This window comes from Candidatus Methanogranum gryphiswaldense, from assembly GCA_019262145.1.
In the GTDB taxonomy this organism is placed as follows: domain Archaea; phylum Thermoplasmatota; class Thermoplasmata; order Methanomassiliicoccales; family Methanomethylophilaceae; genus Methanogranum; species Methanogranum gryphiswaldense.
On the sequence record CP076745.1, the window covers coordinates 793,158 to 819,860 of the forward strand.

The 26,703-nt window shown below is 41.2% G+C and carries 35 protein-coding genes and 1 other RNA gene; 9 read left to right on the forward strand and 27 right to left on the reverse strand.

Annotation, left to right across the window (positions count from 1 at the left end; genetic code table 11):
• Positions 1–8: 8 nt before the first annotated feature.
• Positions 9–914, reverse strand: a complete 906-nt coding sequence (locus KRP56_04010; protein ID UAL07025.1) for a hypothetical protein — start codon at positions 912–914, stop codon at positions 9–11.
• A 160-nt stretch (positions 915–1,074) separates the two neighbouring features.
• Here KRP56_04010 and KRP56_04015 point away from each other — a divergent pair, with 160 nt between their 5' ends.
• Entirely contained in the window at positions 1,075–2,301 is a 1,227-nt protein-coding gene (locus KRP56_04015) for a glycosyltransferase family 2 protein (protein ID UAL07026.1), read from the forward strand.
• Here the strand turns inward: KRP56_04015 and KRP56_04020 are convergent.
• The 3 genes from KRP56_04020 to KRP56_04030 form a co-directional block, all read right to left on the reverse strand.
• Entirely contained in the window at positions 2,288–2,560 is a 273-nt protein-coding gene (locus tag KRP56_04020; GenBank protein ID UAL07027.1) for a hypothetical protein, read from the reverse strand. The genes KRP56_04015 and KRP56_04020 overlap by 14 nt on opposite strands.
• A 65-nt stretch (positions 2,561–2,625) precedes the next feature.
• Positions 2,626–2,829 carry a hypothetical protein gene (locus tag KRP56_04025; GenBank protein ID UAL07028.1) on the reverse strand — a complete coding sequence of 68 codons (204 nt, stop codon included), beginning with the start codon at positions 2,827–2,829 and terminating at the stop codon, positions 2,626–2,628.
• A 37-nt stretch (positions 2,830–2,866) separates the two neighbouring features.
• On the reverse strand, positions 2,867–3,127 hold the full coding sequence (locus KRP56_04030; GenBank protein ID UAL07029.1) for a hypothetical protein: 261 nt from the start codon (positions 3,125–3,127) through the stop codon (positions 2,867–2,869).
• An 80-nt stretch (positions 3,128–3,207) separates the two neighbouring features.
• Here KRP56_04030 and sfsA point away from each other — a divergent pair, with 80 nt between their 5' ends.
• Entirely contained in the window at positions 3,208–3,897 is a 690-nt protein-coding gene (gene sfsA, locus KRP56_04035; protein ID UAL07030.1) for a DNA/RNA nuclease SfsA, read from the forward strand.
• On the opposite strand, the gene KRP56_04040 is transcribed toward sfsA, so the two are convergent.
• The 3 genes from KRP56_04040 to KRP56_04050 all read right to left on the reverse strand — a co-directional run bounded on the left by KRP56_04040 (position 3,882) and on the right by KRP56_04050 (position 6,156).
• Positions 3,882–4,673, reverse strand: coding sequence for a hypothetical protein (locus KRP56_04040; protein UAL07031.1), 792 nt, complete (start codon positions 4,671–4,673; stop codon positions 3,882–3,884). The two genes, sfsA and KRP56_04040, sit on opposite strands and share 16 nt — an antisense overlap.
• Before the next feature lie 125 nt (positions 4,674–4,798).
• Positions 4,799–5,746 carry a hypothetical protein gene (locus KRP56_04045; protein UAL07032.1) on the reverse strand — a complete coding sequence of 316 codons (948 nt, stop codon included), beginning with the start codon at positions 5,744–5,746 and terminating at the stop codon, positions 4,799–4,801.
• Between the two features lie 56 nt (positions 5,747–5,802).
• Complete coding sequence (locus KRP56_04050; protein ID UAL08451.1) at positions 5,803–6,156, reverse strand: helix-turn-helix transcriptional regulator; 354 nt, start codon at positions 6,154–6,156, stop codon at positions 5,803–5,805.
• A gap of 112 nt (positions 6,157–6,268) precedes the next feature.
• Between KRP56_04050 and KRP56_04055 the strand changes: the two genes are divergently transcribed.
• The 4 genes from KRP56_04055 to KRP56_04070 all read left to right on the forward strand — a co-directional run bounded on the left by KRP56_04055 (position 6,269) and on the right by KRP56_04070 (position 8,023).
• Positions 6,269–6,814, forward strand: a complete 546-nt coding sequence (locus tag KRP56_04055) for a flavodoxin family protein (protein UAL07033.1) — start codon at positions 6,269–6,271, stop codon at positions 6,812–6,814.
• Positions 6,815–6,876: 62 nt separating this feature from the next.
• A complete protein-coding gene (locus tag KRP56_04060; protein ID UAL07034.1) occupies positions 6,877–7,278 on the forward strand; it encodes a secondary thiamine-phosphate synthase enzyme YjbQ in 402 nt (133 codons plus the stop codon).
• A gap of 46 nt (positions 7,279–7,324) precedes the next feature.
• Positions 7,325–7,741 (forward strand): flavodoxin domain-containing protein, encoded by a 417-nt coding sequence (locus KRP56_04065; protein ID UAL07035.1) that lies wholly within the window; start codon positions 7,325–7,327, stop codon positions 7,739–7,741.
• Positions 7,742–8,023: a DUF1294 domain-containing protein gene (locus KRP56_04070; protein UAL07036.1), complete on the forward strand. Its 282-nt coding sequence runs from the start codon at positions 7,742–7,744 to the stop codon at positions 8,021–8,023. It begins immediately after the preceding gene.
• Positions 8,024–8,029: 6 nt separating this feature from the next.
• Here KRP56_04070 and twy1 read toward each other — a convergent pair whose 3' ends face one another.
• Genes twy1 through KRP56_04095 form a run of 5 tightly spaced genes read right to left on the reverse strand, consistent with a single transcriptional unit; the run spans position 8,030 to position 13,439 of the window.
• Positions 8,030–8,965 carry a 4-demethylwyosine synthase TYW1 gene (gene twy1 / locus KRP56_04075; protein UAL07037.1) on the reverse strand — a complete coding sequence of 312 codons (936 nt, stop codon included), beginning with the start codon at positions 8,963–8,965 and terminating at the stop codon, positions 8,030–8,032.
• An 8-nt stretch (positions 8,966–8,973) separates the two neighbouring features.
• The gene (locus KRP56_04080) at positions 8,974–10,422 is read right to left on the reverse strand and encodes a replication factor C large subunit (protein ID UAL07038.1); all 1,449 of its coding nucleotides are present in this window, start codon (positions 10,420–10,422) and stop codon (positions 8,974–8,976) included.
• A 1-nt stretch (position 10,423) separates the two neighbouring features.
• A complete protein-coding gene (locus KRP56_04085) occupies positions 10,424–10,936 on the reverse strand; it encodes a zinc-ribbon domain-containing protein (GenBank protein UAL07039.1) in 513 nt (170 codons plus the stop codon).
• Positions 10,937–10,949: 13 nt separating this feature from the next.
• Positions 10,950–11,741 carry an ATP-binding cassette domain-containing protein gene (locus KRP56_04090; GenBank protein UAL07040.1) on the reverse strand — a complete coding sequence of 264 codons (792 nt, stop codon included), beginning with the start codon at positions 11,739–11,741 and terminating at the stop codon, positions 10,950–10,952.
• A gap of 33 nt (positions 11,742–11,774) precedes the next feature.
• Positions 11,775–13,439 carry a sodium:solute symporter family protein gene (locus KRP56_04095; protein UAL07041.1) on the reverse strand — a complete coding sequence of 555 codons (1,665 nt, stop codon included), beginning with the start codon at positions 13,437–13,439 and terminating at the stop codon, positions 11,775–11,777.
• A gap of 255 nt (positions 13,440–13,694) precedes the next feature.
• Between KRP56_04095 and ffs the strand changes: the two genes are divergently transcribed.
• An RNA gene (ffs, locus tag KRP56_04100) (signal recognition particle sRNA) lies at positions 13,695–14,001 on the forward strand.
• Positions 14,002–14,004: 3 nt separating this feature from the next.
• Here the strand turns inward: ffs and KRP56_04105 are convergent.
• The 5 genes from KRP56_04105 to KRP56_04125 all read right to left on the reverse strand — a co-directional run bounded on the left by KRP56_04105 (position 14,005) and on the right by KRP56_04125 (position 19,293).
• Positions 14,005–14,979, reverse strand: a complete 975-nt coding sequence (locus tag KRP56_04105; GenBank protein ID UAL07042.1) for a methanogenesis marker 2 protein — start codon at positions 14,977–14,979, stop codon at positions 14,005–14,007.
• A 41-nt stretch (positions 14,980–15,020) separates the two neighbouring features.
• Entirely contained in the window at positions 15,021–15,584 is a 564-nt protein-coding gene (locus tag KRP56_04110) for a hypothetical protein (protein UAL07043.1), read from the reverse strand.
• A gap of 342 nt (positions 15,585–15,926) precedes the next feature.
• Entirely contained in the window at positions 15,927–17,459 is a 1,533-nt protein-coding gene (locus KRP56_04115) for a site-2 protease family protein (GenBank protein ID UAL08452.1), read from the reverse strand.
• A gap of 48 nt (positions 17,460–17,507) precedes the next feature.
• Entirely contained in the window at positions 17,508–18,173 is a 666-nt protein-coding gene (locus KRP56_04120; protein ID UAL07044.1) for a DUF115 domain-containing protein, read from the reverse strand.
• Entirely contained in the window at positions 18,160–19,293 is a 1,134-nt protein-coding gene (locus KRP56_04125; protein ID UAL07045.1) for a DUF373 family protein, read from the reverse strand. Before KRP56_04125 ends, KRP56_04120 begins: the two co-directional genes overlap by 14 nt.
• A gap of 297 nt (positions 19,294–19,590) precedes the next feature.
• On the opposite strand from KRP56_04125, the gene KRP56_04130 reads away from it, so the two are divergent.
• Positions 19,591–20,232 (forward strand): MBL fold metallo-hydrolase, encoded by a 642-nt coding sequence (locus KRP56_04130; GenBank protein UAL07046.1) that lies wholly within the window; start codon positions 19,591–19,593, stop codon positions 20,230–20,232.
• Position 20,233: 1 nt separating this feature from the next.
• Here KRP56_04130 and KRP56_04135 read toward each other — a convergent pair whose 3' ends face one another.
• From KRP56_04135 to KRP56_04155, 5 genes are read right to left on the reverse strand one after another with little or no spacing between them, the layout of a single operon-like run.
• The gene (locus tag KRP56_04135) at positions 20,234–20,890 is read right to left on the reverse strand and encodes a translation initiation factor IF-6 (protein ID UAL08453.1); all 657 of its coding nucleotides are present in this window, start codon (positions 20,888–20,890) and stop codon (positions 20,234–20,236) included.
• An 8-nt stretch (positions 20,891–20,898) separates the two neighbouring features.
• Entirely contained in the window at positions 20,899–21,162 is a 264-nt protein-coding gene (locus KRP56_04140; protein UAL07047.1) for a 50S ribosomal protein L31e, read from the reverse strand.
• 12 nt (positions 21,163–21,174) lie between these two features.
• The gene (locus tag KRP56_04145; GenBank protein ID UAL07048.1) at positions 21,175–21,330 is read right to left on the reverse strand and encodes a 50S ribosomal protein L39e; all 156 of its coding nucleotides are present in this window, start codon (positions 21,328–21,330) and stop codon (positions 21,175–21,177) included.
• Between the two features lie 4 nt (positions 21,331–21,334).
• Entirely contained in the window at positions 21,335–21,664 is a 330-nt protein-coding gene (locus KRP56_04150; GenBank protein UAL07049.1) for a DNA-binding protein, read from the reverse strand.
• A 12-nt stretch (positions 21,665–21,676) separates the two neighbouring features.
• Positions 21,677–22,108, reverse strand: a complete 432-nt coding sequence (locus tag KRP56_04155) for a 30S ribosomal protein S19e (GenBank protein ID UAL07050.1) — start codon at positions 22,106–22,108, stop codon at positions 21,677–21,679.
• 301 nt (positions 22,109–22,409) lie between these two features.
• On the opposite strand from KRP56_04155, the gene KRP56_04160 reads away from it, so the two are divergent.
• Entirely contained in the window at positions 22,410–22,934 is a 525-nt protein-coding gene (locus KRP56_04160) for a zinc-ribbon domain-containing protein (GenBank protein ID UAL07051.1), read from the forward strand.
• A 60-nt stretch (positions 22,935–22,994) separates the two neighbouring features.
• On the opposite strand, the gene KRP56_04165 is transcribed toward KRP56_04160, so the two are convergent.
• The 5 genes from KRP56_04165 to KRP56_04185 form a co-directional block, all read right to left on the reverse strand.
• On the reverse strand, positions 22,995–23,621 hold the full coding sequence (locus tag KRP56_04165) for a rubrerythrin family protein (protein UAL08454.1): 627 nt from the start codon (positions 23,619–23,621) through the stop codon (positions 22,995–22,997).
• A complete protein-coding gene (locus tag KRP56_04170) occupies positions 23,590–24,210 on the reverse strand; it encodes a hypothetical protein (GenBank protein UAL07052.1) in 621 nt (206 codons plus the stop codon). Before KRP56_04170 ends, KRP56_04165 begins: the two co-directional genes overlap by 32 nt.
• An 85-nt stretch (positions 24,211–24,295) precedes the next feature.
• Positions 24,296–24,970 (reverse strand): peroxiredoxin, encoded by a 675-nt coding sequence (locus KRP56_04175; protein UAL07053.1) that lies wholly within the window; start codon positions 24,968–24,970, stop codon positions 24,296–24,298.
• Between the two features lie 86 nt (positions 24,971–25,056).
• A complete protein-coding gene (locus KRP56_04180) occupies positions 25,057–25,461 on the reverse strand; it encodes a metalloregulator ArsR/SmtB family transcription factor (protein ID UAL07054.1) in 405 nt (134 codons plus the stop codon).
• Between the two features lie 49 nt (positions 25,462–25,510).
• The gene (locus KRP56_04185) at positions 25,511–26,653 is read right to left on the reverse strand and encodes a hypothetical protein (GenBank protein ID UAL07055.1); all 1,143 of its coding nucleotides are present in this window, start codon (positions 26,651–26,653) and stop codon (positions 25,511–25,513) included.
• Between the last annotated feature and the right edge of the window lie 50 nt (positions 26,654–26,703).

Here is a 26,703-nt window from a genome sequence, read left to right on the forward strand (position 1 = left end):
CGAGTTCTTTAGAACTCGATACCTGCTGTCGAAATGCTGTAGTGAACACTGTACCCGGTATTTTGGATGGCAGGGTATGAAATGACAAGGGTCTCTGTCATATCCCAGGGCAGTGTACTGAAAACATTCTCCTGCTCTTCATCATCATTATCTTCGACCTGTGAAGGTTCCGTTTCTGTATTGTTGGTATCCTCATCAACATCCTCATCTTCTTTCGAATTGGGTGTGACCTTGGATATTTCAGCGATGACAGTGGAATCACTGTATCTTTCAATAAGGTCAAGAAGTTCACTCGAGCATGAAGTACCAAAGTATGTCGCAATTTCTTTTGCTATGAAATTTTTGAATCCCTCGGTATTTTCAGAGGATGTGATCGAAGATTCATAGGTCTCATCAACTACTATTTCAATGATGTTCAAGTCTGCAGATACATTGGAGTTATCCACATCTTCTTGTTCATCGTTGTAAAAGTTTTTGGTATTTTCAGTTATGAGGTTCATTGAGGAAAACACAGTCTCGGTCATTAGATATGGATAACCCTCAGAAGGAGAATTCACATCTATAGTAACTGAATTCGATGTGTTAACTACATCATATCCTACGAACTGTAGCATATCGTTGATGAAATCTTTATCTTGATCGCTCATCCCACTGGAGTGGAATTCGTCATTCCCGATCAATACTACTTTGGATCCAACGGATTCATAGTGTTCTTTTTCGGCATAGACCTTTTCTTGTTCGGTTATGATCTCCGTAAGGGAGTCATTGCCATCGATGGTCGAGTAGATGATGACGACATCGGGTGTATCAGCCGATGCGCAAGTGTCCTCTTTTTCTTCGATAAAGAAAAGGCACGAGAGGGTCAAAAGCATGGCTAATGTAGCCGCAATTGCCTTCTTGTGCACAAAGGACATAATTGTATCAAGGAATCGAGAAGAATTTAAAGGTTGTTGAACTAAGTTTCTATAACTTGTACATATACGTTCAATTTGTTGATTTATCGACAAACGATAAATATTAAGATCGTAGGGAAACATTGGACATTGTAATAATTCAGCGTATGAATACGTACAAATGAAATACTCAAGACCTCCTCCGGATACTGTGTTGATATTTGGGGCCGTTGTAGATACATTCCAAGAATTGACGTTACTGGAGTGGATATTCGTTCTAGTGACCATGGTCTATACGCCGTTCGGCATATACCAGGCCTATCTTACAATACGCTCCACTTTTCTCACGGACGAGAAATATCTTTCGACCAAGACCAGGCTTGAAAAGCCAAATAATGCGATAGTTGTGATCACTACGAACGGTATGGCAACAGATGTTGTTGAAAAGATCATTTCTGCTGTAAAAGGCTATGAGTTACCAGTTGAGATATTTGTTGTCAAAGAACTGCGTGATGATTTTAGTTACAGTTGCAATGAGATAACTGTACCCAAGGAATTTGCCTGTCCGAATATGTCAAGGAATAAGATGCGTGCATTGCAGTACGGCAATATCTGGTTGCATGAGCACGGTTATGATAAAGAAACCTACATAATCCACTTGGATGACGATAGTATAGTCGACCGTGATTATATCGAGTATGTCCGGAACTATCTCACCGCTGAAGGTGCACAGGGGTGCATCCTTCTAAGGGCTTTTGGTAGACATATGCTGTCATCATTAGCAGACATCGTCAGGATAGCCAATTGTGAGGTTTGGTGCAAACGTCGGAATAAGATCAACAAACCCCAATTCGTCCACGGAGAAGGCATCGTGGTAAGAGCGGATATTGAATATGAGATCGGATGGGATTATGGAACATATGGGGCCGAAGATCTCATTATGGGATTGAAGATCTCACAAAAATATACATTTGATCATATTCCGATGGGTAAGGTCTTCATTGCACCGCCTACGACTGTAAAGGACTACTATAAGCAGAGAAGAAGATGGTTCTGGTCAGTGATCCATAATGATGGTGTTGTAAGAAGATTGAGTCCTGTAACATTCGTTGTTTACATGTATATGTATCTGGTCGGTGTTTTGGGGCTCATAAGTTTATGTCTATTTCCCATACTGTTGTTAACCCAGATATATCTCAGTCCTATAGTCATAGTATTGTGTGTGATCAATATAGTCTGCTTTTTTGGTTATTATCAATATGGTGCGTCATTCCTAAATTCAAAGAAGGTATCCTTGATATTATTGGCAGTGCAAATTCCCATAGCTTTCTACGAGGGATTCACGGTACTGTACTCAATTATCAGGAAGCCAGATTTCAATACATTTGAAACGATCAAGAAAGTTTGATCTTTCTTGATTCGATTTCTTCCTTATTATGTACTTCGAACGGGTCAGGAATGAGCAGTGGACGTTTATCGCTTAACCTTTCATAAAGCAAGACGATCAGTCCTATCATTATGCTGATGATCATAAGTATGGTAAGGATGTATCCTATCGTCCAAAGACCTTTTGGACAGAAAATATAGCTACTGAACGCGATAACTAATATTGCCGCAGAGATGGAATAAGGAATAATTCTTAATTTGAATTTTTTTCTATTATCCATGCACTCACTCAGTTATATGAATCAATTCTGAGATTAAAAATGATTGTAAGTATGTTTCAATCCGTTCATATCATGTCGAATGACATTAGGTACGCTGCGACGGTGCCCACTATGAAGACGATCAGGACAATTATCATGAAGAAGAACATTCTTTTTGTCGATGCGTCGTGGGTGTCGATCTTGTACATTTTGTAGTATTCGAAAGAAAATACCGCGAGAACTATTGTCGCGAACGAGCACAATATTGGTGTTATGAATGATGTTGCCATGACCTTTCATCCCGTGAAAGGTCATGGGTATTATAAATCATTTCAGGAGAGGTGCACTGAGTGAGTTTCCTCTAATGAAATTGACGAATACTTTGAGTATGCTCTGAAGATATGCGTCAAGGTTCTGTTGTTCATAGGGGGGGTTCATCCACCTTTTTACCAATTCGATGAGTTCTGCACTTGTACATCCATCTGGGTGGTCAGCAACGAATTCCTTCCAATGGGCCATTCCTACGCGGAATCCCATTGTCTCTTTGAGTTGCATGATCTCTGGGTTGGTGATGTGGTACGTATCCATGATAAATGGTTAGCGAGGAAGACCCTATATTAAGTTATCCACTATGTACTCCTAGAAATTTCGGATATCGAGTGATATAGATGAGATACGGCGAGGTATGCACAGGAGTTTTCATAGAAAGGCCCAACAGATTTATCGCAATTGTGGATGTGGAAGGCATAAGGACGAAGTGTCATGTTAAGAATACCGGTCGTTGCAAAGAACTTTTGGTAAATGGAGCAAAGGTCGTATTGGAAAGATCGAAGAAGAAAAATAGGAAGACCGATTATGACCTCATTTCAGTGTACAAAGGGGGAACCCTTGTGAATATAGATTCTCAGGCGCCCAACAAGGTGGTCATTGAAAAAATTGGCACAATAATAGGTCCGTACGATAAGATGGTTCCAGAATACAAGATAGGCGATTCGAGGCTAGATGTATATGTTGAATCAGACAATACAAGATATTTGATCGAGGTCAAAGGAGTGACCTTGGAGAAAAATGGTACGGCACTTTTTCCTGATGCCAGGACCGAGAGAGGTGTTAAGCATATCAAAGAGTTGATGAAAGCGGTTTCTGAAGGATATGATTCCATATTGATATTCGTAATCCAAATGAAAGGCGTAGATCGGTTTGAACCAAATTATGGGATGCATTATGAATTCGGTAGAATGTTGGAGTTGGCCCATTCCTGTGGCGTAAGGGTACTGGTTTATGATTGCGTCGTCAAAGAGGACGAAATATCATTATCTGATCCAGTACCCTTGATCCTGGGTCATTCGTATTCTTGATGTTTTACCCTGTTGTTCTTTGGTTCTTGTGCATTTATCTTTTCTATGATGTCCAAATAATCTTCTAATGCTTTTTGCTGGTCTACTATCATCTGATGTACCAGATACACATTTTTCATCATAGGTTCTGCATATGCGAACTTCCCATTCTCCGGTTCGTTTATGATCATATTAATGACCATAGATTTTACCGATCTTGTACCGGATGTGGCATCTTGATACTCCACTACTGCCTCAAGAGCAGATGCACCATAGGTGGTTGCATTGATGTAATTCATGCCGGCATCACACAGGTCCTGATATGATGCAAAATCTACAGATTCAACAAGACGGCTCATGCCGACCACTAATTTGTCTTGGTAGTATTGGTATACCTCTATCTTGGATTTACCCACATCTGAAACGAGATTCGAGGGTCCGTACATATCTTTGAGGTCGCAGAGCCTAAATGTCGTGTTTATTTGGAATTTTTTCAAGGTCATTTCATTAGGGGTGATGACCATGTTCTTCCTTGCCAGATACATATCTATCATTGGTTGTATGATTTTATTATGTCTTATGATCGCTCTACGTTCTTCACGTTGCTTTCTGTTCTCATTGTTGAACATATTGACACTATCAAGAAATATCAGTACGATGGCTGCTGCTATCAGGCTGTCCATGGTACTGCTGATATGCGATTGCCAGGAGCCGATACCGTCACCGAACAAACAAAGAATTAGGCCCATGAAGACGATCAGTACGAATATAATTAGGAGAGAATAGATCGTGATCATCGATAGATGTCTTTTCTCACTCCTTGCAGCACTTCCAATCTTTAGTTTTTTGGACTTTCGTTTATTTGAGGTATTGGTTTTATCGGACCCATGTGGGTCATTTGATTTTTTAGAGGATATGTGAATTATGGGTCGCACCTTCTTATTATGTTCCTTATGATATCCTGGGTCTGTTCTGGTGTTCCAATTGTGTTGATCATATGCACATTACAATCATCCAGAAATTTTCTTAGGAATTCTGTCCTTATCCGCATTTTGCGTTCGGACCTAATGATTTGGTGAGGATTACAGAGGTCATTTATTAACATATAGTGTAACGCTTCTTCAGAGGAAATGGCAACAGATCTGCACTGGTCTGTTGGGTCGCGTTTCATCAGTATCACATGTCTTATTGTTGTACTATTCGATACAGAATCATTTCCAGCAATCCATCTTATGTTGGCTATTCCCCTTCCGTTACTATCGAATCTGACATTTTTTACGAGAGGTTTGAATTCTTCCCATACATCTCCGATATCAGCATCAATGTAGCAATTCTTTTCAGATCCATATGCCACGGGTCTTCCTTTACCTAATTTAACAAAGTACCAGTCATCCGAGATCAAGCGTGAGTTCACATCCCTGAGCAATCCCCATGATTGAGTGGTCTTGCCCGTCTTCGAAGGAGCAATGAGGGTCACACCGACATCATCGACATCTAATACTGCACCATGAATGGAAAATCTATCGTGTGCCTCTTCTAAGATATTGCCCGTTATTCCAAGTGCTATGCTCTTTATCCATCCATAGTAGTCAATGTTGAATAGAAATGCAGTACAGGTTCTGGGTTCAAAAAAAACTTCCATATCAAGTTCTAAATCATTGATGCAGAATAATCTGGCATGCGGTACCGTATGGTCGGACATGGCATAAAAATTGTCATTCCACATTTCGATATGTTCTCTATCTGATGTACATAGCTCGACGCATACTCCCGCGATGTCAGCTTTTGCAGAGAATAGGATATTGGAACAAAATCTCATCTTGTAAGCATCGCATGTTTCCTGGTCGATCAATTTGACTGAATAACCCATATGATCAATTACGATAAGTATACGAGATAAATCATCTTTTGTATCATGGAATGAAATCAGCACGTCTTTTTGACATCTGTATCTATGTCCTTTTCGAATGTGACCATGTTCAAGAATATGTTATCTAACGCCCAGTTGGCCAATTCTTTTAGTATGGGTCCAAGGCTTCTGCCACGATCGGTTATACTATAGACAACACGTACTGGTACTTCAGCGTAGATCGTCCTAGATATGAGGCCGTCCCTTTCAAGTTCTCTTAGTTGATTGGTCAGCACCTTTGGAGATACCATCGGCATCTGAGATAAAAGTTCTGAAAATCTCATGTCGCCTTTGATCATAAGTTTGCAAAGGACCGTAGATTTCCATTTCCCTTCGATCAGGGACATTGTAGCGTCAACAGCGCAGTCCATCCTGGGTGCGTTGTCCTTGTTTAGCATAGTTACCCCCAACCACTATTACTATTTCAAAATTCTCTAACAATTCTTTTATATTACTACTATCCTTTGGTAAGTTGGTGGTTCATTGTCAATTGTGGCAGTAATATCTAGTCCTAGAAAAGGCGGAAATTGTGATACTGTGGTTAACGCCATAGCAGATTCAGCAAAGGAAAATGGTAAGGATGTCAAAATCTTTTATTTGAATCCCATGACAAATAGGAAAGGGTGTCAGGGATGCAATGGATGTAAAAAAGCTGGTAGATGTGTGGTAAAGGATGACCTCACTCCAGTTTTAGATGCGATCAGGGATTCAGAGGGTGTTATATTATCATCACCGGTCTATTTTGGCGAGGCGTGCGGACAGTACAGATTACTGGAGGATCGGTTCTATTCGTTCCTCAATGGGGATTTCAGTCTGAATATCGGTACAGGAAAAAAGGTCGCCATAGTTACTTCTTGTGGATCGGCTGGAGCTCAGGAATTGGCAGATAAGTTTGAAGGTGTGATGGTAAATTACTTTAAATTTAGTTCAGTTGGAAAGATCGCCATCACGGGTGGAAATCCTCTTGACGCGGCCAAGAACAACAAGGATATAATGTCCAAGGCAAAAGAGATAGGTAAAAAGATTTGAAAACAATGGAGAGGTCGATCCTCTCCTAAACGTTTTTCTATACAGTCTACATATTTGTCCTAATGACTGGCAGCGTAGAGATCGATGTTCACACGACTGAGTTCGGTATGATGGATATCACTGGTGATGTGCGTGATGTGATCTCCAAAAGTGGTTTTAAAAGTGGGATAGTGGTAATATATTCTACTCACACCTCAGCGGGTATAACAGTTAATGAAAATGCAGATCCGGATGTCAGGAACGATATTATGTTTGGACTTCGCGAATCATTTCCTGATAGGTTCGAATTCAAACACAGTGAAGGTAATTCTTGTGCTCATATAATGACGTCCGTGATCGGATCGTCGGCTACAGTGATAGTGGAGAATGGCGAGATGTTGCTTGGCCTTTGGCAAGGTATATTTATATGTGAATTTGACGGACCAAGGGCCAGAAAGGTACTTGTTAAGATGATTTCGGACTGATCGTTGCATAATTCTTATTAACAGGTACTTTCATTAAGGCAATGGGATGGAAATGCAACCTACAATTGCAGTAATATATGCTTCCAGTATAACTGGAAATACGAAAAAGACAGGAAAATACATTGCCGATGCTCTTAAGGCCGATACATTTGACCTCAAAAAGCAGACGGTGATCGATCTCAAAGGATACAAACAGATTGTGTTCGGAACCGGCATCCATGCAGGAAAACCTTACAGTCCGTTAGTGAAATTCTTAGAGAAAAATAAAGCTGACCTCACTGGTAAGAAAGTATCTCTTTACATCTGTTGCATGTTCGACGATGAGAAAGGAGAAAAACAGTGTGCGACGGTCTCCACTACACTCGGTATAGCCGATGCTGCATTTTTCTGCGGAAAAGGCGAGAAAGACGAAGCAGGCTTCGAGAAGAAAGTGGACGATTTCATTGCAAAGCAGCGTGCTTGAATGGAAACATTCAGCACGGGCTTCCTTGTGCTGCTCGTCGTTTATCTGGTCATATGCATGATAGCTTTTGCTTTGTATGGTATTGATAAGCGTAGGGCCATCAAGGACCAATGGAGGATATCGGAGGCTACATTGCTGACCGTGTCTTTCTTTGGAGCAATTGGTGCTGTAGCAGGAATGAAGACATTTAGACACAAGACACAGAAGCTAAAATTCAAGGTGGTTTATTTGTTCCTTGTCTTGAATATTGTTCTTTTGGCCTACGCGTTCATCAAAATCTAAACTTTTTCATGAATATAATTTTCCGATATCAGTGTCGATATCTTCTGAACCTAGAAGTACGACCCTGCTGTCGGGTCTCTCTTTTATTAATTTCATGTTCACTAGATCTCCTAGCTGTATTGAAAAGTCTTTGATCTCTTCAAATGATGGCATATTCGTGATTGAAAGTCTTTCTCTCGATCCTCCGACAAACACATAGCCTTTAGGTTCTATGAGATCTGGTTCGGCAATATTATCGAGTTTAGCATAATCCTCTATCCATCCGAAGTTCAGGTCTTTGACCAACGTATGCCTTATGACGGTCCTTGTATCGAGTGATGGGAACGATTCAAGTGTTTTCATGAGTCTTTGCCAACCATCTTTGATCTTTGGGCGGCATACTTTTTTGTAAATTTCTTCGTTGGGTGCAGCTACGGTGACATACATCTGTCTCGGCAGTGTATCCAAGGCATTCATCTCATCGGGATATGTTCCATTGGTGACAAGGAACGTTGTCATTCCACGACTGTGGCATTCTTTGAAGAAATCAGATAGATATGGGTAGGTGATCGGTTCACCGGCCAATGATATGGCAACCTGGTTCGGATTGTATGCTTCTTCAAACATCTTTTTGCTGCATCTCGGGTCTCCCTTGAATCCCGATATCAAAAGCCTCTGTTGTTCTATGAGAGCGTCTAACATCTCTTTGGGTTCAGCCCAGTCAGTGACCTCAAAATCTCTTCCTTCGACCCTCCAGCAGAATGTGCATTGATGACTGCACTCATTTATCGCAGGTGTCATCTGTAAACATCTGTGACTTTTTATGCCATAGAAATCCTGTTTATAGCAATGTCTTTCATGAAGCATACTTTCCTTCATCCAATGACAGAGTTTTACTGCTGCGTGGTCTTTGTAGAGCCTGTATTGTTGACGTATGAGAAGATCGCGATAAGATTCATCCATTGGATCACTTAAAATTCAAATAAGTTGCGTTGTGTTTTTTTGGTTTCAGGTTTGGATTGTACATCCTGTACCATCGTTGTTTGTATCTGTTCTATTACAGGGGGTATATCAACGATAGGTTCTGGTTTTTTTATTATTTGTGTTGTTTCTTTTGGAGGAAGTGTCTTTAAAAAGGCTTTTTTCACTTGTTCTGAATCGATCTTTTTATCGATCAGATATCCGAGTTCTTCTGGTTCAAGTGTAGCATCTTTGACTAACATTACACAGTATTCTTCCGAATTCCTGCATAGTTGTTTTACGTTGGGAAGTATGTCAAATTCTACTCTTTTTGTGGATGTATGGTTAAGGACAGCCAATTTGTAACAAATGGAATATTTGAGAGCACGTGTGTTCTTGGAATGAGACATTTTAGATAGATACATGGGAAAACGAATTCTTTCATGTGAGACCAGACTGTTCATCCTCGCTGTTGCAACACCCATCGTCATCATATCGCTGGCATAAGCCCAGAATCTATAGTATTGACGTCTGTGCACCCTTCCTAGATAAACATCTGCACGGCATAGTTTTTCATATCCTCTGACCAGGTCCCCAGGCTCACGATATTCATATGGAAGGTTTTCGTCCACCCAGAGTATGGCGGTCTCTGGGTCGGAATCTGCTTTTGAAAGCATTGCTCTAGCCGATCCAGGGTCGTTCTTTCTGAAAATCGCGTCTACGACAGCATACATATCTTTTTTTATATTTCTTTCAGATATTTGATCTGCCGATCCATATGATATGTTCTGTGTTCCCAATCCCAAGGATTCCAGGTCCCTTATGGCCGCACGCATATCACCGTTTGAATTTGATGTGATCCTATCAAGAACACCTGTATCGATGGTAATGTTCTCCTTTTTTGCAATGGCAGCAAGGGCAGCAACTATGGCACGAGAGGTCGGCTTTCTAAATGTTATTTGTATAGTGTCTGTTTTTATTGCAGAACTTTTTTTTGAAAGGGCATAGAAGTCATTGACGATCAATATCACCGGTTGTTTGGTGGTCTTGATAAGCTCGTTAATCGCCGGAAGAGCACCCTTATCCACGGAACCGAATAGGTTGTCCGCCTCATCGAGAACAATGAGTTTTCTGCCACCATTTTTGACATCCAGATAGTTTCCACTGTTATCAAATGTATTCGAATTTGCGCCCCTTACAGCAATGTCCCTGATGATGTCCCCTGTCCGTTGATCGGACGCATTCATCTCAACTATCCCCCAACCCATATCAATGGCAAGTGCTTCAGCGGAGGTGGTCTTTCCAACACCAGGTGTCCCGATCAGTATGAGGGCTTTCTTTTCCGGTATTCCCATATCCCATGATTTTGCCCAAGATAGCATCTCGTTGGTAGCAGATGGATTACCGACGACGTCTTTTAGGGTCTTCGGCCTATACTTCTCGGTCCAATCCTCAGACATGTCACTCCTTTTTGATCTTCTTTTGTTGACGTGGCATGAAAGCCAGGGTCAGGGCCTCCATTGCCTGTATGAAGTAGATGAATATACTTGCTAAGAAAAGTATGGTACTATAATAGGACGTGAGATTTCCATAATAGGTTAGATAGAACAGAGGAACGGATATTACCAAGTATATTGCCGCTCTTTTGTAACTTCTAAACCAAAGATGCCCCAATCCAAATATGTTGAAGAATCCGGGGCCTAATGCCAGAATTATGCCTACTATTCCGCTCTTGTTGAGTTTAGGTCTGAACGTCGAGGTCATTTGATCCTTTGTTATCGTTGCACCGCAATGTTGACAGAACAAATCACCGGGATTTATATCACATCCGCACGTTTTACAGATGTTGTTTCCTTGAACGACATTCCCTTTATCATCTAGTTTTATCGCGCTTTTGCTGGAACGCCCACAGTGATGACAGAATTCTGAATTTTCTGGAATCTCGTTTCCACATTCAGGACAGATCGTTTTCATTTTTTTTCCTTCCTTATGTTAAATGCATGCGATATATGCCATTAGTGCATTCGACTTTAATAGGTTCGCCGTATACTTCACTAACGGTATCGGAATTCAATACTTTTGATTTCTTGCCGTCGGCGAATATTTTTCCATTTTTCAACATTATCACTCTGTCTACACAGAGAGGTATGTCTGTAAGGTCATGTGTGATCATCATTATACTTATGCCACGTTCAATTAGAATATCGAACATCTGTCTGAATCTGGAATTCATTACAATGTCTAGTCCAGTCATCGGTTCATCAAGGACGAGCAGTATAGGATCTGTCACAAGTGCTCTGGCTATCAACGTACGCCTCATCTCTCCCAATGACAGGCACTCAATCTTTCTTTCCAATAGATCTTCTATACCCATCATGGTTGCCATTTCGTATGCTTTTTTGATCATGGTATCGGTCACGTTCACATTTCTGAAGATATCTAGGCTTCCGAAATATCCAGACATTATTACTTCGAACACTTTAGTATCGGATCTGAACTGATTCTGCAGGTCCATCGATACGACACCCATCTTGTTTCTGAGTTCGAATATATTCCAATTGGATTCCCCGAATATCTTGATTACAGATGGGTCCTCCTGATCATAAAAAGGAAGAACATCCCCCCTGAGAAGTTTTAGGAGGGTTGTTTTTCCCGAACCATTAAGTCCGATTATTGCGACATTCTCCCCCAGACCTATGTCCAGGGTTATTGAGTCGAGGATCTTTCTGCCATCACGCACAACAGAAACGTTCCTCAGTTCAAGCGCACCATCAGCCATACAACCGCATATGTATTGTCATTTAAATGTTCTTCATTCTGCTGTTTTATTGGCATCGGCCGTTGTGATCTCCGCTTCAGGTTCGTCATTCTGCGGGACATTCTTTTTGAAAAGAAGTACCGCCACCATTGCCAGGATCGATATTGGGAGTGCGATGATCACAGGGTCAACGTACATCAAGCTTGAATTCATGAACAGTACTTGGTTACCGGTGATCAATTTACAGATAGGCAGGAATATGGATGTGCTTTTACATATGAAAAGTGCCCATATCAGGTATGATACCGTTCCTGCTACAATGCTTGCGATCGCTGCATCTTTTCTAGGTCTCTTTGAGTACAATCCATGAGTATAGGTCGGGAGCAATGCTACTGCCGTCATACCCATGAACAAGGATGTTGCCTTGGCGATGATGTCCGATGGCATGAGATAACAATATACGACGACAAGGACCATCATGATCGCTGTGAACATACGGTTGATCCTTATGGATTTGGAATCGACAATGATGTTCTTGTCTTTCTTTTTCATGATGTTGTATATATCATGACCTCCCGCTGCACCTATGGTATGCATGAGTGCGCTGATGGTAGAAATTGAGGCGCATAGAAGTGAGAGTAAGAATAGAGAAACGAACACATTTCCGAATGTGACATCTGCGAATATTTCTAAGACGAATGTTGGTATTATGTAATCTATACCAAGTGTCACATGTTGATATGCGATCTGACCGTATTCATTGAAGAAATACACATTGCTGAGCGCACCACATGTGTATGCGGCTCCTACGATCATGAATATGAATATGGCACCTATTACCATCGATTTGTTTAATGTTTTATCATCCTTTGCAGACATGTATCTTACAGCTAGTTGTGGCTGTGTTATGACACCGATACCGACTCCGAGCAGGAAAGTTGTCACAACCATTAGCCATTCATTGGATCCGAAGTCGGAGAATGAGGTCCATCCGTTGAATCCGCTAAGTGTACCAGTATAATCCCATACATTCTGACTCCATAGATCAGATAACGCTGAATTGGCGGCCGTTACGCCTCCGAGGGTAACATATGTGACAATTAGTATTACCGCCATACCGGCAAACATGATCACTGCCTGTAGTGCATCATTGTACATCACTGCGATTATACCACCGTAAATGACATAGACACCAACAACGACGGCCAGGCCTATCAGGATAAGATCATAGTAATCTGTAAGGCCTGTTATCACAGCAAGAGAGTTGACTCCTCCCTTGAGAACAGCCGCACAATATATGGGCATCATGACGATGATAATGATCGCGGTGAAGGCCCTGATACCTTTTGACTTGTATAGTTTTCCTAAAAGGTCTGCAAATGTCGAGGCTTTGAGTTTTCTGCCAAGTCTTCTTGTGCGTTTTCCGAATAGTGCGAAGGCGACAAAAACTCCAACGAACATGTTGAGGAAACAAAGCCACAACATAGACATTCCGTGAACGGCAGCCTGTCCTCCGAAACCGATTATTGCCGATGCACTCAAGAATGTTGCACCATAGGACAGAGCAATGATGAATGCATTGCTTTTGTTTCTTCCTAGAAGGTAGTCTTGATTGCTCTTTGTGTGTTTATATCCATAATACCCAAGGAATATGGTAACAGCAACGAATATTACCATCATTACCAGGAAAATCGGTATTGATACTGATGTTTCACTCATCGCTCTCTTCCTCTTTATTCTTGTAGTATAGGTAGTATGCAATACACAATATGGTGCACGCGAAACATGCAACGTACGCACCCCAGATCCACGGGTCGGTTATTCCAAAGAAGCTCATTCCCCTCTCTCCCTGTCACGTGCTAACAATTAGCACGGTCTTATGTTTGATTTTGTATATAATGATTTATGAATGAATTTTTGTCTAAGATAATGAATAACCAGAAGATGTTATATATCGACAAACAATAGACCCCTTGTTAGGCTTGACCGGGGAGCTTGGCGTGCCCTACACCCGCAATCGTCAATAGCGGGGGTGACAGCAGGGGGCGGCAACGCTGAACGTTCAAGCTCACAAAGTGACTATGAGATCTTGTCCTGTAGAGTTGGCGTACGTATGTGTGACGGCCGGAGGGTCGTTTTCCTTACGCTAATCGGGGGAACCGGGTCAGGCCCTGACGGGAGCAGCCTTACCTTGAACTACTGACGTTTGCGGGTAAACAGGGTTGAGGATCAATGTGATAAACTTGAGCTGGGATGTGGTGTCCACCTCTGTGGCCTAACGCTTTTATCTTTTAGGTACACACCCAGTTATGATGTCGGTTTTGAAATCGAATAATACTTTGGTCCGGTCTTCATATGTAAGTTTTAATTCTTTAGTATCGTCTATCTTACCTACAACAGCACCAGTGCAAGCCACCGCTTCAAAAAGTTCTATGACCTTACCAGAATTTTCTGGAGGACAGGCAAACACGAATCCACATCCCTGATATGAAAGGATCCATTGGATCAGATCCACGCCTTCAGGTATTGGGATCATGTCTATATCCACCGTACCGCCTTTTTGTGAACTTTCAAGCATCATACCGAGAGTACCGATACAACCGGGATTGCTCATGTCCTTGCCAGAATGTACGAGGTGCATGGCAGCGATCCTGGTCATGACCTCCATCTGGTCCTGAACAAGTTTATCTTCTTTGTTGATGGTGGTGTCCCATGCGTATTTCAATCCATCAGGGTAGTGTCCATCCAGATCCATTACGAATATGATGTCGTCACCTTTTTTTGCTTCAGAACTGAGTATAATGTCACCTTTTGGAACCTTACCTATTATCGCGATGTCGATCGCATTATACTTACAATCCGGGTGTGTATGACCTCCGACAATGGGAACATTGAATTTTTTGACAGCCGTACACATTCCGTTGATTATTTGATTGCAAACTCTGCTTTTTGAAAGTGACATCACATCGACCATTGCCATCGCCTTACCGCCCATGGCGGCAATATCGTTGACATTTACCAGAACAGCATAATAACCTGCAAAGAATGGATCCGTGTTGACAAGTGATTCCATTATGCCATCTGCAGCAAATAAAATGTAATCGTCTCCATAATCGATGGCGGCAGCATCTTCTCCTTCAGAAGCAGCTACCTGTGGAAAGGCAGAGACAGGAAATTTATCCACAATTGTGTGAATAGGCCTTTTTCTTGTGACCCCTGGGAAGTTTTTAATAGCTTCAATAATGGCATCTAAGGTCATAGACCCGCAATGATTGTATAGGATAAAAAGGGTGTTGTCCTTCACATCAATTTGGTTTGTTTTGTTTCCATGACCAAGTGTCTAGAATCTTTGTATTCCAGTATGATATCCGTTAGAACGTCAGAATATATATCTGGATATTCGAATGTGGGTTCATATGCGATCTCTGTCGGAATTATATTTCCATTGCGTTTAAGGATTTTTTTGCATTCTGCAACAGTTTGGCCATCTACGGGCCTCGCATTCACCCTGGAAACACCTGCAAGTTTTAATTCTGATTCAAATATCGGACGTTTGAAGAGGCGTGAGAGAACATATAATATTGTCTCATTAGGTTGGTCAGATATTTTTTTAACTGATCTTTCTACAGATTGATATATCGTATCATTTGTTCCTTTGATCGGTATATATATTTTGGAAGGGGGGATCTCTTTTTCTCTTAGGATATTCATATCCGTCAATGCCCGTAGGTATCCTGTCAGTATGAGACGATGATGTTTTATGCCCTGTGCTTCGAGTTCTTTCGCAAGTGCACTGATGGATTTTCCATCCTTTCCCAATGCTTCGATGACTTTACGATTGAAATCTTTTTCTGGGTTAAACATAGTTATGAGAGATTGTATTCTTAGTTAATAAAACTTAATGTGAATTTGTATATTTTAAATAATTTTGACATTAAATAATGTCTGGATGTCTGTATTGATAACAAATGTGATAACAAAATTGGTAATGTATGAAGGTTAGTATTTTACCAGATCGAGTTCAAAAATTACTATATATGTATGTAGTGTAAACGGTTTGTAAGCCAGCCAACCCTAAGGGTGTCACGGATGGGAATCAAACACCGGAGACCGCGCTTGCACAGCATAAGATCAGTTGTCCCGAGGAATACCGCGATTTTTCTTGGGCAATATCCCCCAGCTGATTGAAGGTCTCCTTAACTCTTCTCAGATCACTATTGAGATTATCACAAGTATGAACATCATCCATACTGCCATCGACACGTAACTTGTGATCCTATCTGCAATTGCTTCACGTCTTTGACGGTCCTTTAGACCAAACTTTTCGAGGAGCCAATCGATACCTCCAAGGAATATGAATCCACCGTCGAACGGTACTGCAGGTATGGCATTGGAAACACCCAATATTATGTTCAGCCAGAATATCCAATAGAATAGGCTGCATATCCACCAGAATACATCTGCATCTCCGGGAACATCATACCACCATTGGCACGATGACGGCATAGGTGAGAATCCGCTGAAGGGACCGGAGATGTAACTTATGGCAGATGTAGCATAGTCTGTTACGGTCTCGTCGCTGTAGAAGGGATTCCTTGCGATATCTAATACTTCATTGGGCGTTTTGAAGCTCATTCCAGATGTTGTTGTGCTTATACCAAGGTATCCTACAGATCCATTAGAACTCAACGTTGTAGTAACGGTTTCAACTTCTCCTTCCGAGGTCATGTATTCTATCACGACATCTTCACCTGAATGCGTGGACTTCATATAGTTACTGAATTGATTAGCGGTATACAGTGCGGTTTTTCCTTCACTCGAGGTGAGTGACAGTATGTAATACCCTGCTTCCAATCCAGCAGTATCTGCCGGAGAGCCTTCAACAACTTTTTCAATATAGACTCCCCAAGTAATGACTGCAATACCTGTGGAATTTTCAGTTATGTAATTAACTGTAACTGTATCTCCTGGATACCATGTATATGTAGTGGTGTAGTCGTAAAGTATTATCTCTTGTCCGTCCACAGTATCTATTATTGCTCCTGCCGGGATTCCGTTCTCATAAGCTTCTGAGTTCGATGTCACACCATACACCGCTGCTTGATCGCCGTATGGTGAGGATATCCCGCCTAACATTACAACCGCGAACAACATGAACGCTATCGATCCAACGATAAAGTTGGTTGCGATTCCTGCAGCATACAGATGAAGTTTGACTTTTCTTGTTGCTTTTCCAACATCTTCTTCATTTGGCTCTACGAATGCACCCATAGGAACGACAAGGTGCAAAAGCCCTGTTGAATCCACACGCATACCGTTGGAAGCTGTTTGCATGCCGTGCGCCAATTCATGAAGGCATACAGCAACGATCAGACCTATTATTCCGAATCCGATCGGTAGCAATGGATTGATACCGGGTATTGCAAGAGCATATTGTATTCCTAACCCTTCAGATTTTAATGTTGAAGGTAGATTCAATAAACCTACTATCAGGATATACATTATCACAATCATTAATATGAAAGAGAGAACGAGGGATAATGCTCCAAAAAATCTCCAAAATCTATTATATTTGGAATATTTGTTAATGAGTCTCATTCCCAATTTGGTCCTTAACATTATAGCAGGACCGTATTTTTTGAGACCGTATTTCTCTGCTTTTGGAGAATATCGTACCCAGAAATAGAACGGTACATAGATTATTGCCAATATGAGCAAAACAAGGTACGCCAGTTCCATTTCTCCCATTCCCCAATCAGAGTAATGCTTATCCCTATAAAAAATAATTCAGGGTTTTATTATCTCTATATCGGTCTTGTTATAGTCGTATATGATCTTTTTTGCCCATTTTAATTTTTTGAGCTTCTTTTCAGGATCACAGTTACTTTTTTGACCAGGATTATCAAAATCAAAACCTTCCAGTAGTATTTTTTTGGCCCCATAATGTTTGGCAAGGCATACTGCACGGTCACCGTCCGTGAAACCTCCAAAATTCAATACTATCGTATCAGGCTTTGATTGTGTTGTAAGTATGACTGGTCCTTTGAATCTAGATGCGTACATAAGGATGGCCGTATGGTTGTCGCCATGTGCGTGTAACAACGAAATTGTACCATCTTCACTGGCCTGTATTTGAGGAATTATGTCGCCATCCAGGTCTGTCACAATTATATCAGGTATTATCTTCATACGGAGTAGTTTTGAGACTGCCGATCCTGACGCAATGAACGTCCCTATCGGTTTGAGATTTTCAATGTCCTTTTCAAGATTGTCTGAATTTCCAAATACAGTGACCTCGGTACCGATGATCTTGGTAAGTTCCTCTTCATCCATCAGGTCACAATTGACGGTGACCATCTTTAGGATCCTGACCGAGGTCTCATCCATTCCTTTATCGTATCCCATATCCTCAAGGATCTGGTTGTATATTGGTTCCCAATCACTGTACTGCATCTTCATCCAGCCTATTGTCTCTTATATAGAATTGCTTTATATAACGAAGGATCGCAGCCCCGATAAACGCAATAAGGATCCCTGTAGCGATCTCAAACGTATATGTGGTAGGATTGACAACACCGATCTTCAAATAATTTAGCAGTATGTCCAGAGCCCCCATGCATATAAGTCCCAGTGCTGCAAGATTTATGCATGATGTGAAATGACTGATCTTTATCGTATTATTTCTGAGATATGAATCCAACATATCTCCCGCGATATAGATCATCATGCCGAATATTATGAACCACATAACTGAGTATATGTACCATATGATGATTTGTGAAATACGATAGATATATATGGTTTCGAGTGCAAAGTATCCGTAAACAACGCCTGCGGCCATTATTATTATGGATACCATTGTGAAGGTAACAGAAACGCTCCCGGATTTGAATCTACTCATCCATTTTTTTTGCCATTTGGAGATCCAATCAGGTATGTTGTATGCATAAAGCATAAAGAAAAATCCAATCAGGAAAACCACCAATGGGGTCGTAATTGAGAACAGTTCGGAATTACCTGCATACACAGAGAATAAGCCTGGAATAAGATATACGAGGGATATCAGAACGATGACCCATCCTATAGGGGCTAAAAATCTTTTTTTCTTGGCAGGATCGCTCAAAATCTTTGAAAAAATGTAAACTGTCCCCTCTATTCCGGGTGCTTGCTTTACATAGACCTTTCTGACCGAATCGATATGAATACGGGATGATATTATTGGATAAACGTATTCATCCTCTGCCCCGTCACCAACAAGTATTATGCAGTCTGGTTTGACCTTATCGAGGACCTCTTCGAGTTCTTCGACGATAGCTGCATCTGATCTGTAACCAACTTTTTGATTTCCACAGATCAGTGCCACCTCTACATTGCTATTCCTATCATTGTGTAGATCCTTGTAGATGTTTATTGCCGCATAAAGGGCATTGATATCAGAATCTTCAGGGTCAGCTATTCCCAGGGCAGTTGCCGCTATTGAACAGTCTTGGACACCTATCACAGGTGACTCAATACCTCCTTTGACTCCAAAATCATCATCCCTGTCCACAACAAGGATCAGCGTTTTTTTCATTGTTTTTACATCACTTCATTGGTATTTAAGTTTCATTCTGTTATAACATTTGGAGTTGGACCTTATTGGCAGACTCCTTGGTTGGCATATCGATTTATTGTTTGGATATTTTGATTATTTGATTATTTCAGAGTAGAATTATATGATCGCCCCGACACATTTATTTCTAATCATCGTCGCCTATTATGGATTCGCCTCGTGAAACTATATGTTTGCTGTAGTTAAAATCAACTTTTTTTGTATAGACATCATTCATGGTTAAACAAGATTTATTAACGTTATCTTGCATGAGATACCATGGATGTAATTTGGCATGGGCATTCGTGTTTTGAACTACAAGGTAATGAAATTACTATTGTTCTGGATCCCCATGATGGAAAATCCATTGGAATAAAACCTCCCATGTGTTCAGCAGATATCGTGTTGATGTCGCATGCACATTCGGATCACAGTGCTTTTAAAATTGTAAAGGGAAACCATACTGACATTCTTGGTCAAGTGGGTGAATTTGAGGTCAAAGGCATTAAAATAAAAGGGTATCCTTCATTTCACGACGAGGAATCCGGTGCCAAACGCGGATTGAACACGATATACAAATTCAGAATGGATCATATGACATTCTGTCACTGTGGGGACATAGGCGACATACCTTCTCAGAATGTTATCGATGATCTTCAGGACGTCGATATATTATTTGTCCCAGTAGGAGAGGTTTTTACGATTAGCCTCGGTAAATTGGATAAATTCATAAAGATGATAAATCCAAAGATAATTGTTCCCATGCATTATAGGGTGGGGGGGCTTACTCAACCGATAGATACAATCGATGACTTTCTCGAATATATAGACAAAGATTCTATAATATTCGTAGGTAACGAAGTCGATCTAACATCGGATGATGTAAGTGAGTTTATGGGATGCTGGGTGTTCGACCGTTAGGTCAGAACAGATTCAGTCCATCCTCGATTTTACCCATTTCTATTGGTGTGGTCAAATCTCCGATAAGTGCACCTTTGCTATTGGCAAGTATTCCGGCGCCCAGGTATCTTATACCGTGATTGACGGATGCTCTCCTCGCCTCTACTTTCAGTACATCTTGGATCAGAGCCATTTCCTCATCTGTTACATCTGGGTTACAAACACATCCTTTGTTTGTTACACAACATACAGACCCTACTGTGTTGCAACCTGCTATAGAGGCCTTCACAACTTCTACACCAAGGGTTTCTCTGATTGTCCGTTCTGCATTGGTTCCGATATCGGGACTGATGATCGCACCGTGATCATTAGCAAGGATATTGTTTCCGGCTGCATTCATCTTATCTTCAATCGTATCCACTGGAATGTGTTCTCTGATAAAGGAAAGTTCTTTTTCCTCTGTCAGATTGGAGACGATCGCTCCATAAGAGTTCATGGCGACCAATGAACCGACCACATATGAGCCGGCCACGGTCGTCATGAATGGTTTGACCTCCAATATCTCCTCAAGATCCTTCATGAATTCAAGAGAAGCATCGCAAGCGACGAAGCCGAGGCTCTCGTTCACTACTGCGTACACCCCAATGTTGGGATTGCCGGCATATCTCGAGAGTCTCATCATTCGAATCACTCTACTAGGGAAACTTCTACAAGTCCGTCGTCGAATTTGACGGCCTTGATAGTTACCTTGGAGGGAGGGTTACGAATTCCGTTCTCCCAGATTTTCTCATTCAAAGAAGCATCGATCCAGACATTGTCCTCGTCGACCTTCATGTGCCTCATGACGAATTCCCTAACCTCTTTCACCGCACGAGCCGATCTCTTTGTGCGGGGAGCCTGTTTTGTCTTCCTCAGGGGGACGACCATGATTCTCTCTATCTCATCAGCCATATATTTCCCTCCTCACTCTTTCAGTTTACCCATGCGCCACGACCTTCTTTTTGGGTGGCGAAGGAATTGTCTGTTTGTTCTAAGCATGACCCACGCGGGAACACGGCGGTTCTGCTTTATTTTCTTGTTCAGCCTGCCTTTCATGGCTGCCGGTTTAGTGCTTGACATGTGTTTATCTCCTCTCAATAGTGATCTCTCTCTTACGAGGTATGATCTTCTGAAGAATTTCTCTTAACATGGCGTCTGTAATGACTCCCTGAAGCCTGCCGCTCTGTGCAATCTGTATGAGCTGCATCTCCACAGCGTTGGCTTGTTCGGGATTCGCAAGTTTGATGTTTGCGAGTCTGTCCCGTGCCTCTGGAGTTAGGATCTGCCTGAGAATGGCCTGCTTCTGCATCTCAAACTGTTTGGCTTTTTCTTCTTGTGCAGACTGATTATTTTGCTGCTGTTGGACTTCAGCCATTCTTTTTTGTCTAAGTGCTTCTAATTCAGGGTCTTCCATGTAAGTTCACCTTCAGTTCTTTTTCATCTCGTCAAAGACCTCTTTCGCAGTGTTGTCAAGGAGTGACTGTCCTGCTGGGCTGATTGCACGGCCCTGCTTGTCTTTGGATACAAGGTATCCAGCGGATTCAAGCTGCATCATGCACTTTCTGGCGATATTGCGGCTTCCTTTGACTGCCCTGTTAGGCATAGATCCTTTGTCTGCAAATCCTCCGTATTCAGCGGCTAATTTACTGGATCCCATTGGACCTTTTACATAAAGCTTCCTAAGAATGGAGGCAGACCTTGTGTACCACCAATCATCCTGTGTAGGCGCTCTTTCCGTGTGCCTGCCTGTTTTTGCATACTCTGCCCAGTCAGGAGGCGCGATCTTATCGTTCTCCTTTAGTTTCTGAGCTGTCTTGAGTATAAGTTGCTCAGCAGGAACATCATAGACTGTTACCATTGTAATTCCTCTTTGAATCACCCGAATTCGACTGTATTATGGTCTTTTCGAGCAATAACGAACAAAGGTATGCCTGGTCACATATAAAAGCATTGCTGAATACAAATATCAAAAACTTCAAATTCCGCACATTCGGCTCACGCCCCTGTACGGCCTGCGGAAGAAAATCCCGCCACGGCAATGAATGGATAAACATCCGTTCACTGACATCCGTGAATGCAACAACTAGTTGATAGTATTTGAATTCATCGAAAAGGAAAACACGATATGTGTAAAATAGTAGAGAATATATTATCATTTTATGGAAGGAAGTAAATTTTGTACCCAGTGCGGTGCAAGTATAAAGGAAGATGATACCTTTTGTCCAGAATGTGGTCATCAGGCCGGAGAGACCTCCGAATTTGCAGCAGAATATGAGGCAAAGAAGAAATCTGACATTGCGAACAATGCAAAAAATTACACACTTGCAATAGTGATACTCTGTGCAGCATGGGGAATCTTCGCATTGTATGATGGTTTGAGTATGGCCTTAAATGTCGATACTCTGATACAACAATTGAAAGACTCTGATGTCTGGGAAACTGTATTGCAGTACATGACAGAACAGCAATTCAGAGATCTTATCGCGACTTTGGGGTATGTGTTGGCTGCCAGTGGAGTATGTGCACTTATCGCTGGCTTATTGGTAGGTCTTAAGAAATTCTACATGGGAGCGGTCATTGCATGCTCAGTAGCATCGGTTCTGGGACTTGTCGTGATAGTTGGTGTATTTGGATTTGTTGTGGTATATCTGATAACAAAGACCAAAGGTGTGTTCACTAATTGAAAGATTGGACACTATTTTAAATTTAAAATAAATTTATGGCCCCTTCGGGGGCCAAATTATTTACCAATTTTTAGCACGTATCTCGAAGAATGGTTGGGGATGCTTACAAACAGGGCATATGGCTGGAGCCTCTGTGCCTACGTGAAGATATCCGCAATTCTTACATTTCCATACACACACATGGTCTTTCTTGAAAACTTTTCCATCTTGGACATTTTTTATGAGATCCAAATATCTTTCTTCATGTGTTTTTTCGACATTTGCGACTGCTTGGAATAGATTGGATAATTCTATGAATCCTTCTTCCTTCGCGGTTTCGGCGAAATGCTTATACATATCAGTATATTCATAATTCTCGCCAGCAGCAGCATCCTTCAGGTTTTGGACAGTCTCTGGTATACAGCCGTTGTGTAATGCTTTGAACCATAGTTTTGCATGTTCTTTTTCGTTCTCAGCAGTTTCTAGAAAGATGTCTGCTATCTGTTCATATCCTTCTTTCCTCGCCTGCGACGAATAATACGTATATTTCGTTCTAGCTTGACACTCACCCGCAAATGCGGTCAATAAATTTGCTTCTGTTTTAGAGCCTTTTAGTTCCGTATCAATCACCTTCAGGCCAGGTATGGTGTTTGATTTAATTAAGGTAGCGCTTAAGTCATTTTCGAGAAAACAATCCTTTTTTGACATTCCCATTCTTATCGAATTTTTTCTTCAACAAAAGATCATAATTTTTTCTAGCCGATATGTTACCAGGATCGATTCTGAGAACTTCTTCTAATTCGATTTTTGCTTTTTCAAAGTCCTTGAGGTCCATGAGAAGAAGTACTGCATAATTCTGATGATATTCGCATTTATTGGGGGATAAAGATATCGCTTTTTCGTAGAATTCTGCCGACATTTTAAAGTCTAAAAATTGATTCCTCAAGAATCTGGCATATGCGTTGTATATTTCCGAGCTCGGTTCTAATTCAATGACCTTCTCATATCTTTTTTTTGCTGCATCGCGATATTTCTTATCTTTTGACAGTATGGAAAGAGATGCCTTGAGAGCCTCGAGATTATCTGGCTCCAGATCTAGAATTATATCCATTTCCATATCGCCGTATCCTTCATCGTTCAAATTAAAATATGCAATATTGGCCAACAGAAGTCTTGGTTTTGTGTTATGAGGGTCCGTCTTAAGGTAGGATTCGAGTGTCTCAGCGGCACCCTTAGGGTTACCACTTTCAACCTGTTTCTTCGCTTTTGACATTGCATCATATGCCGGGTCGCTCATGTGGACCGTGAATATTGTGCAAGTTAATATTATTGACTAAAAATAGTGGAAAGAAGTTTGAAAAAAAATTGTTATGTTTAAAATATCACTTTTTCTTCTTGTTGAAGCAAAGGAACCAATCGAGACAATATTTATTGGAGTCTTTGTTCTCGACGCGTTCTTTTGCGGTACCGCAGGACCCAGCAGTTGGGATTATTGTGTCGTCTCCCGGCATCCATCCGCACGGAGTAGCACAGCTTTCTTTATCCGCGGTCTGAAGTGCAGCAAGCACTCTCTTCATTTCGTCGAAGTTCCTTCCACAAGAAAGTGGGTAGTACATGATCAGTCTTATGGTTCCTTTGGGGTCAATAAAGAAAACAGCTCTTACAGCCTGTGTATTGGATTGTCCCGGTTGGATCATACCATATTTCTTAGCCACATCCATGCGAATATCTTCGATCAGAGGGAATTTCACTTCGATATTTTTCATTCCATTCCATTCGAGTTCCTGTATCTTTCTAAGCCAAGCAATGTGTGCGTACAGTGAGTCAACGGAAAGACCTACAAGTTCGCAATTCATTTCTCTTAGTTCTTCAGCTCTGTGTGCGAACGTCATGAACTCCGTAGTACATACCGGAGTGAAATCTGCAGGGTGGGAAAAAAGAATGACCCATTTTCCTTTGTAGTCGTGTGGGAAGTTGATCTCGCCTTGCGTGGTCACAGCCTTGAATTCAGGTGCTTTGTCCCCTATTAGGGGCATAATGTTACAATCTTCACTCATATGTTTACCTCCTTATTCCGTCAAAGGATATGTTGATATGGTTTTGCTGAATATTTAAGTATTGGCTTAAGCAAAATTGATCGATTTTAGTTGCGTGTAGATTCGGTTTTGTGACATCTTTTGCAGTCATTACAACAGTCGCAGCCTTTACAACGTTTTTCAGAATGGCATATACAACGTTTTTTCAATGAGCAGTTTTCCATTGTGGGGTCACATGGTATCCTCACAATTTCTGTCAAATTATTCAAATATGAGGAGATCTCGTGTAATTTGTCACAGTTTACTTCATATTGAATGAAATATCCACACTTTTTGCCCGTAACCAGTCCACAGTCGCGCAAAACTTTCAAATGCTGAGATATTGCAGCCTCGGAAATATCCAATCTTTTTGCTATTGCCCAAGCACAAAAACTATACCTAAGCAATAATTCGACGATCGACCTGCGTGTCTCATCAGACAATGCTTTCAAACAGAGATCAAGATCGTTCAAGTTATCACGATGAATTTGCTAATATACTGTTCGGATAAAAAATAATGCTTCAATTTTTGTTGCGATACTTACGCTCATAATAACTAGTGACAATACCATTTTTGAATCCGGTGTAGAAATGATTCACATAAATATATGATGTGAAAGCTGAGATAAGTCCCATGAACAGTACATATCCTATGTATGTCACGAGTATCCGTGAAAAATCCATTCCCAAATAAGCTGAGAGCATAAGGATCATCATGATGAATGTGATCGCAAAAAATCCCTGATATAATCTGCTTTTCATTCCTTTCCACAAGTAGTAAGGTCTCGCTTGGGATTTTACATACGCGCCAACTGATTTCATTATGCTCCATGGTATGACCAATGTAGAAAGGAACAATGAAAGCATCACCGCGATGACCAGCATCTCATCGAGAGGCATCTCTGTCAGGAAGAATGGATTGAGGAAGATATATGAGCATATTACAATTCCTAGTAGGAATAGGCTCATGAACACATTAAAGAATAGTTCTTTATTGAATTTGTCATCATCCATCTGTGGATCAAGATCCACTTCTTCTACATCAATGATGTCAGGTATGCGAAACATCCCATATGTGAATCTTTTCTTTTTCGAATCGTCTTTCTTTGATGTCTCGATATATCTGAATATACGATACAGGTAACTTCTAAAATATCCGACCATCACAGATATCACGCCAATGCTGACAAGATATATCGCGATAAAGATTGAATATACCGCAACTGTAATACTTATGAACGAAACATTACCTCCGAATATATCGAAGAATTTGATCAGAAATACGCTGGGATAGAAACCCTCTCCAGCAATGAAAAGTACAAGTCCGATCAACATTGGTCCGATTATGAATATCAGGATATTGACCTTATAATTCGTCACTCCCCTATCCATCATGAAACAACAGCAAAAGCCTAACATGCAGAATCCAAAGACAAATCCTAAACAAATAGCATAAACCAATTGTGTGATCGTAGAGGAATTTGTTAAAATTATCACTAGTATGACTAAGAATACGCTTATTATCAGGAAAAGAGGGAAACGTCTGATTATAAAATAATCTAGTTTATCCTGTTTGGACATCTTTTCACGAGGCATATTTGTTTTGGACCTTATGTTGAACGGAATGTTCGATGCGTAACGGAGTTTTATGCGGTTCTTATCCACGGGGTGCCATAGGATTACCTTTTTATTAGTTTGTCCCCAAAAGGCTCGAT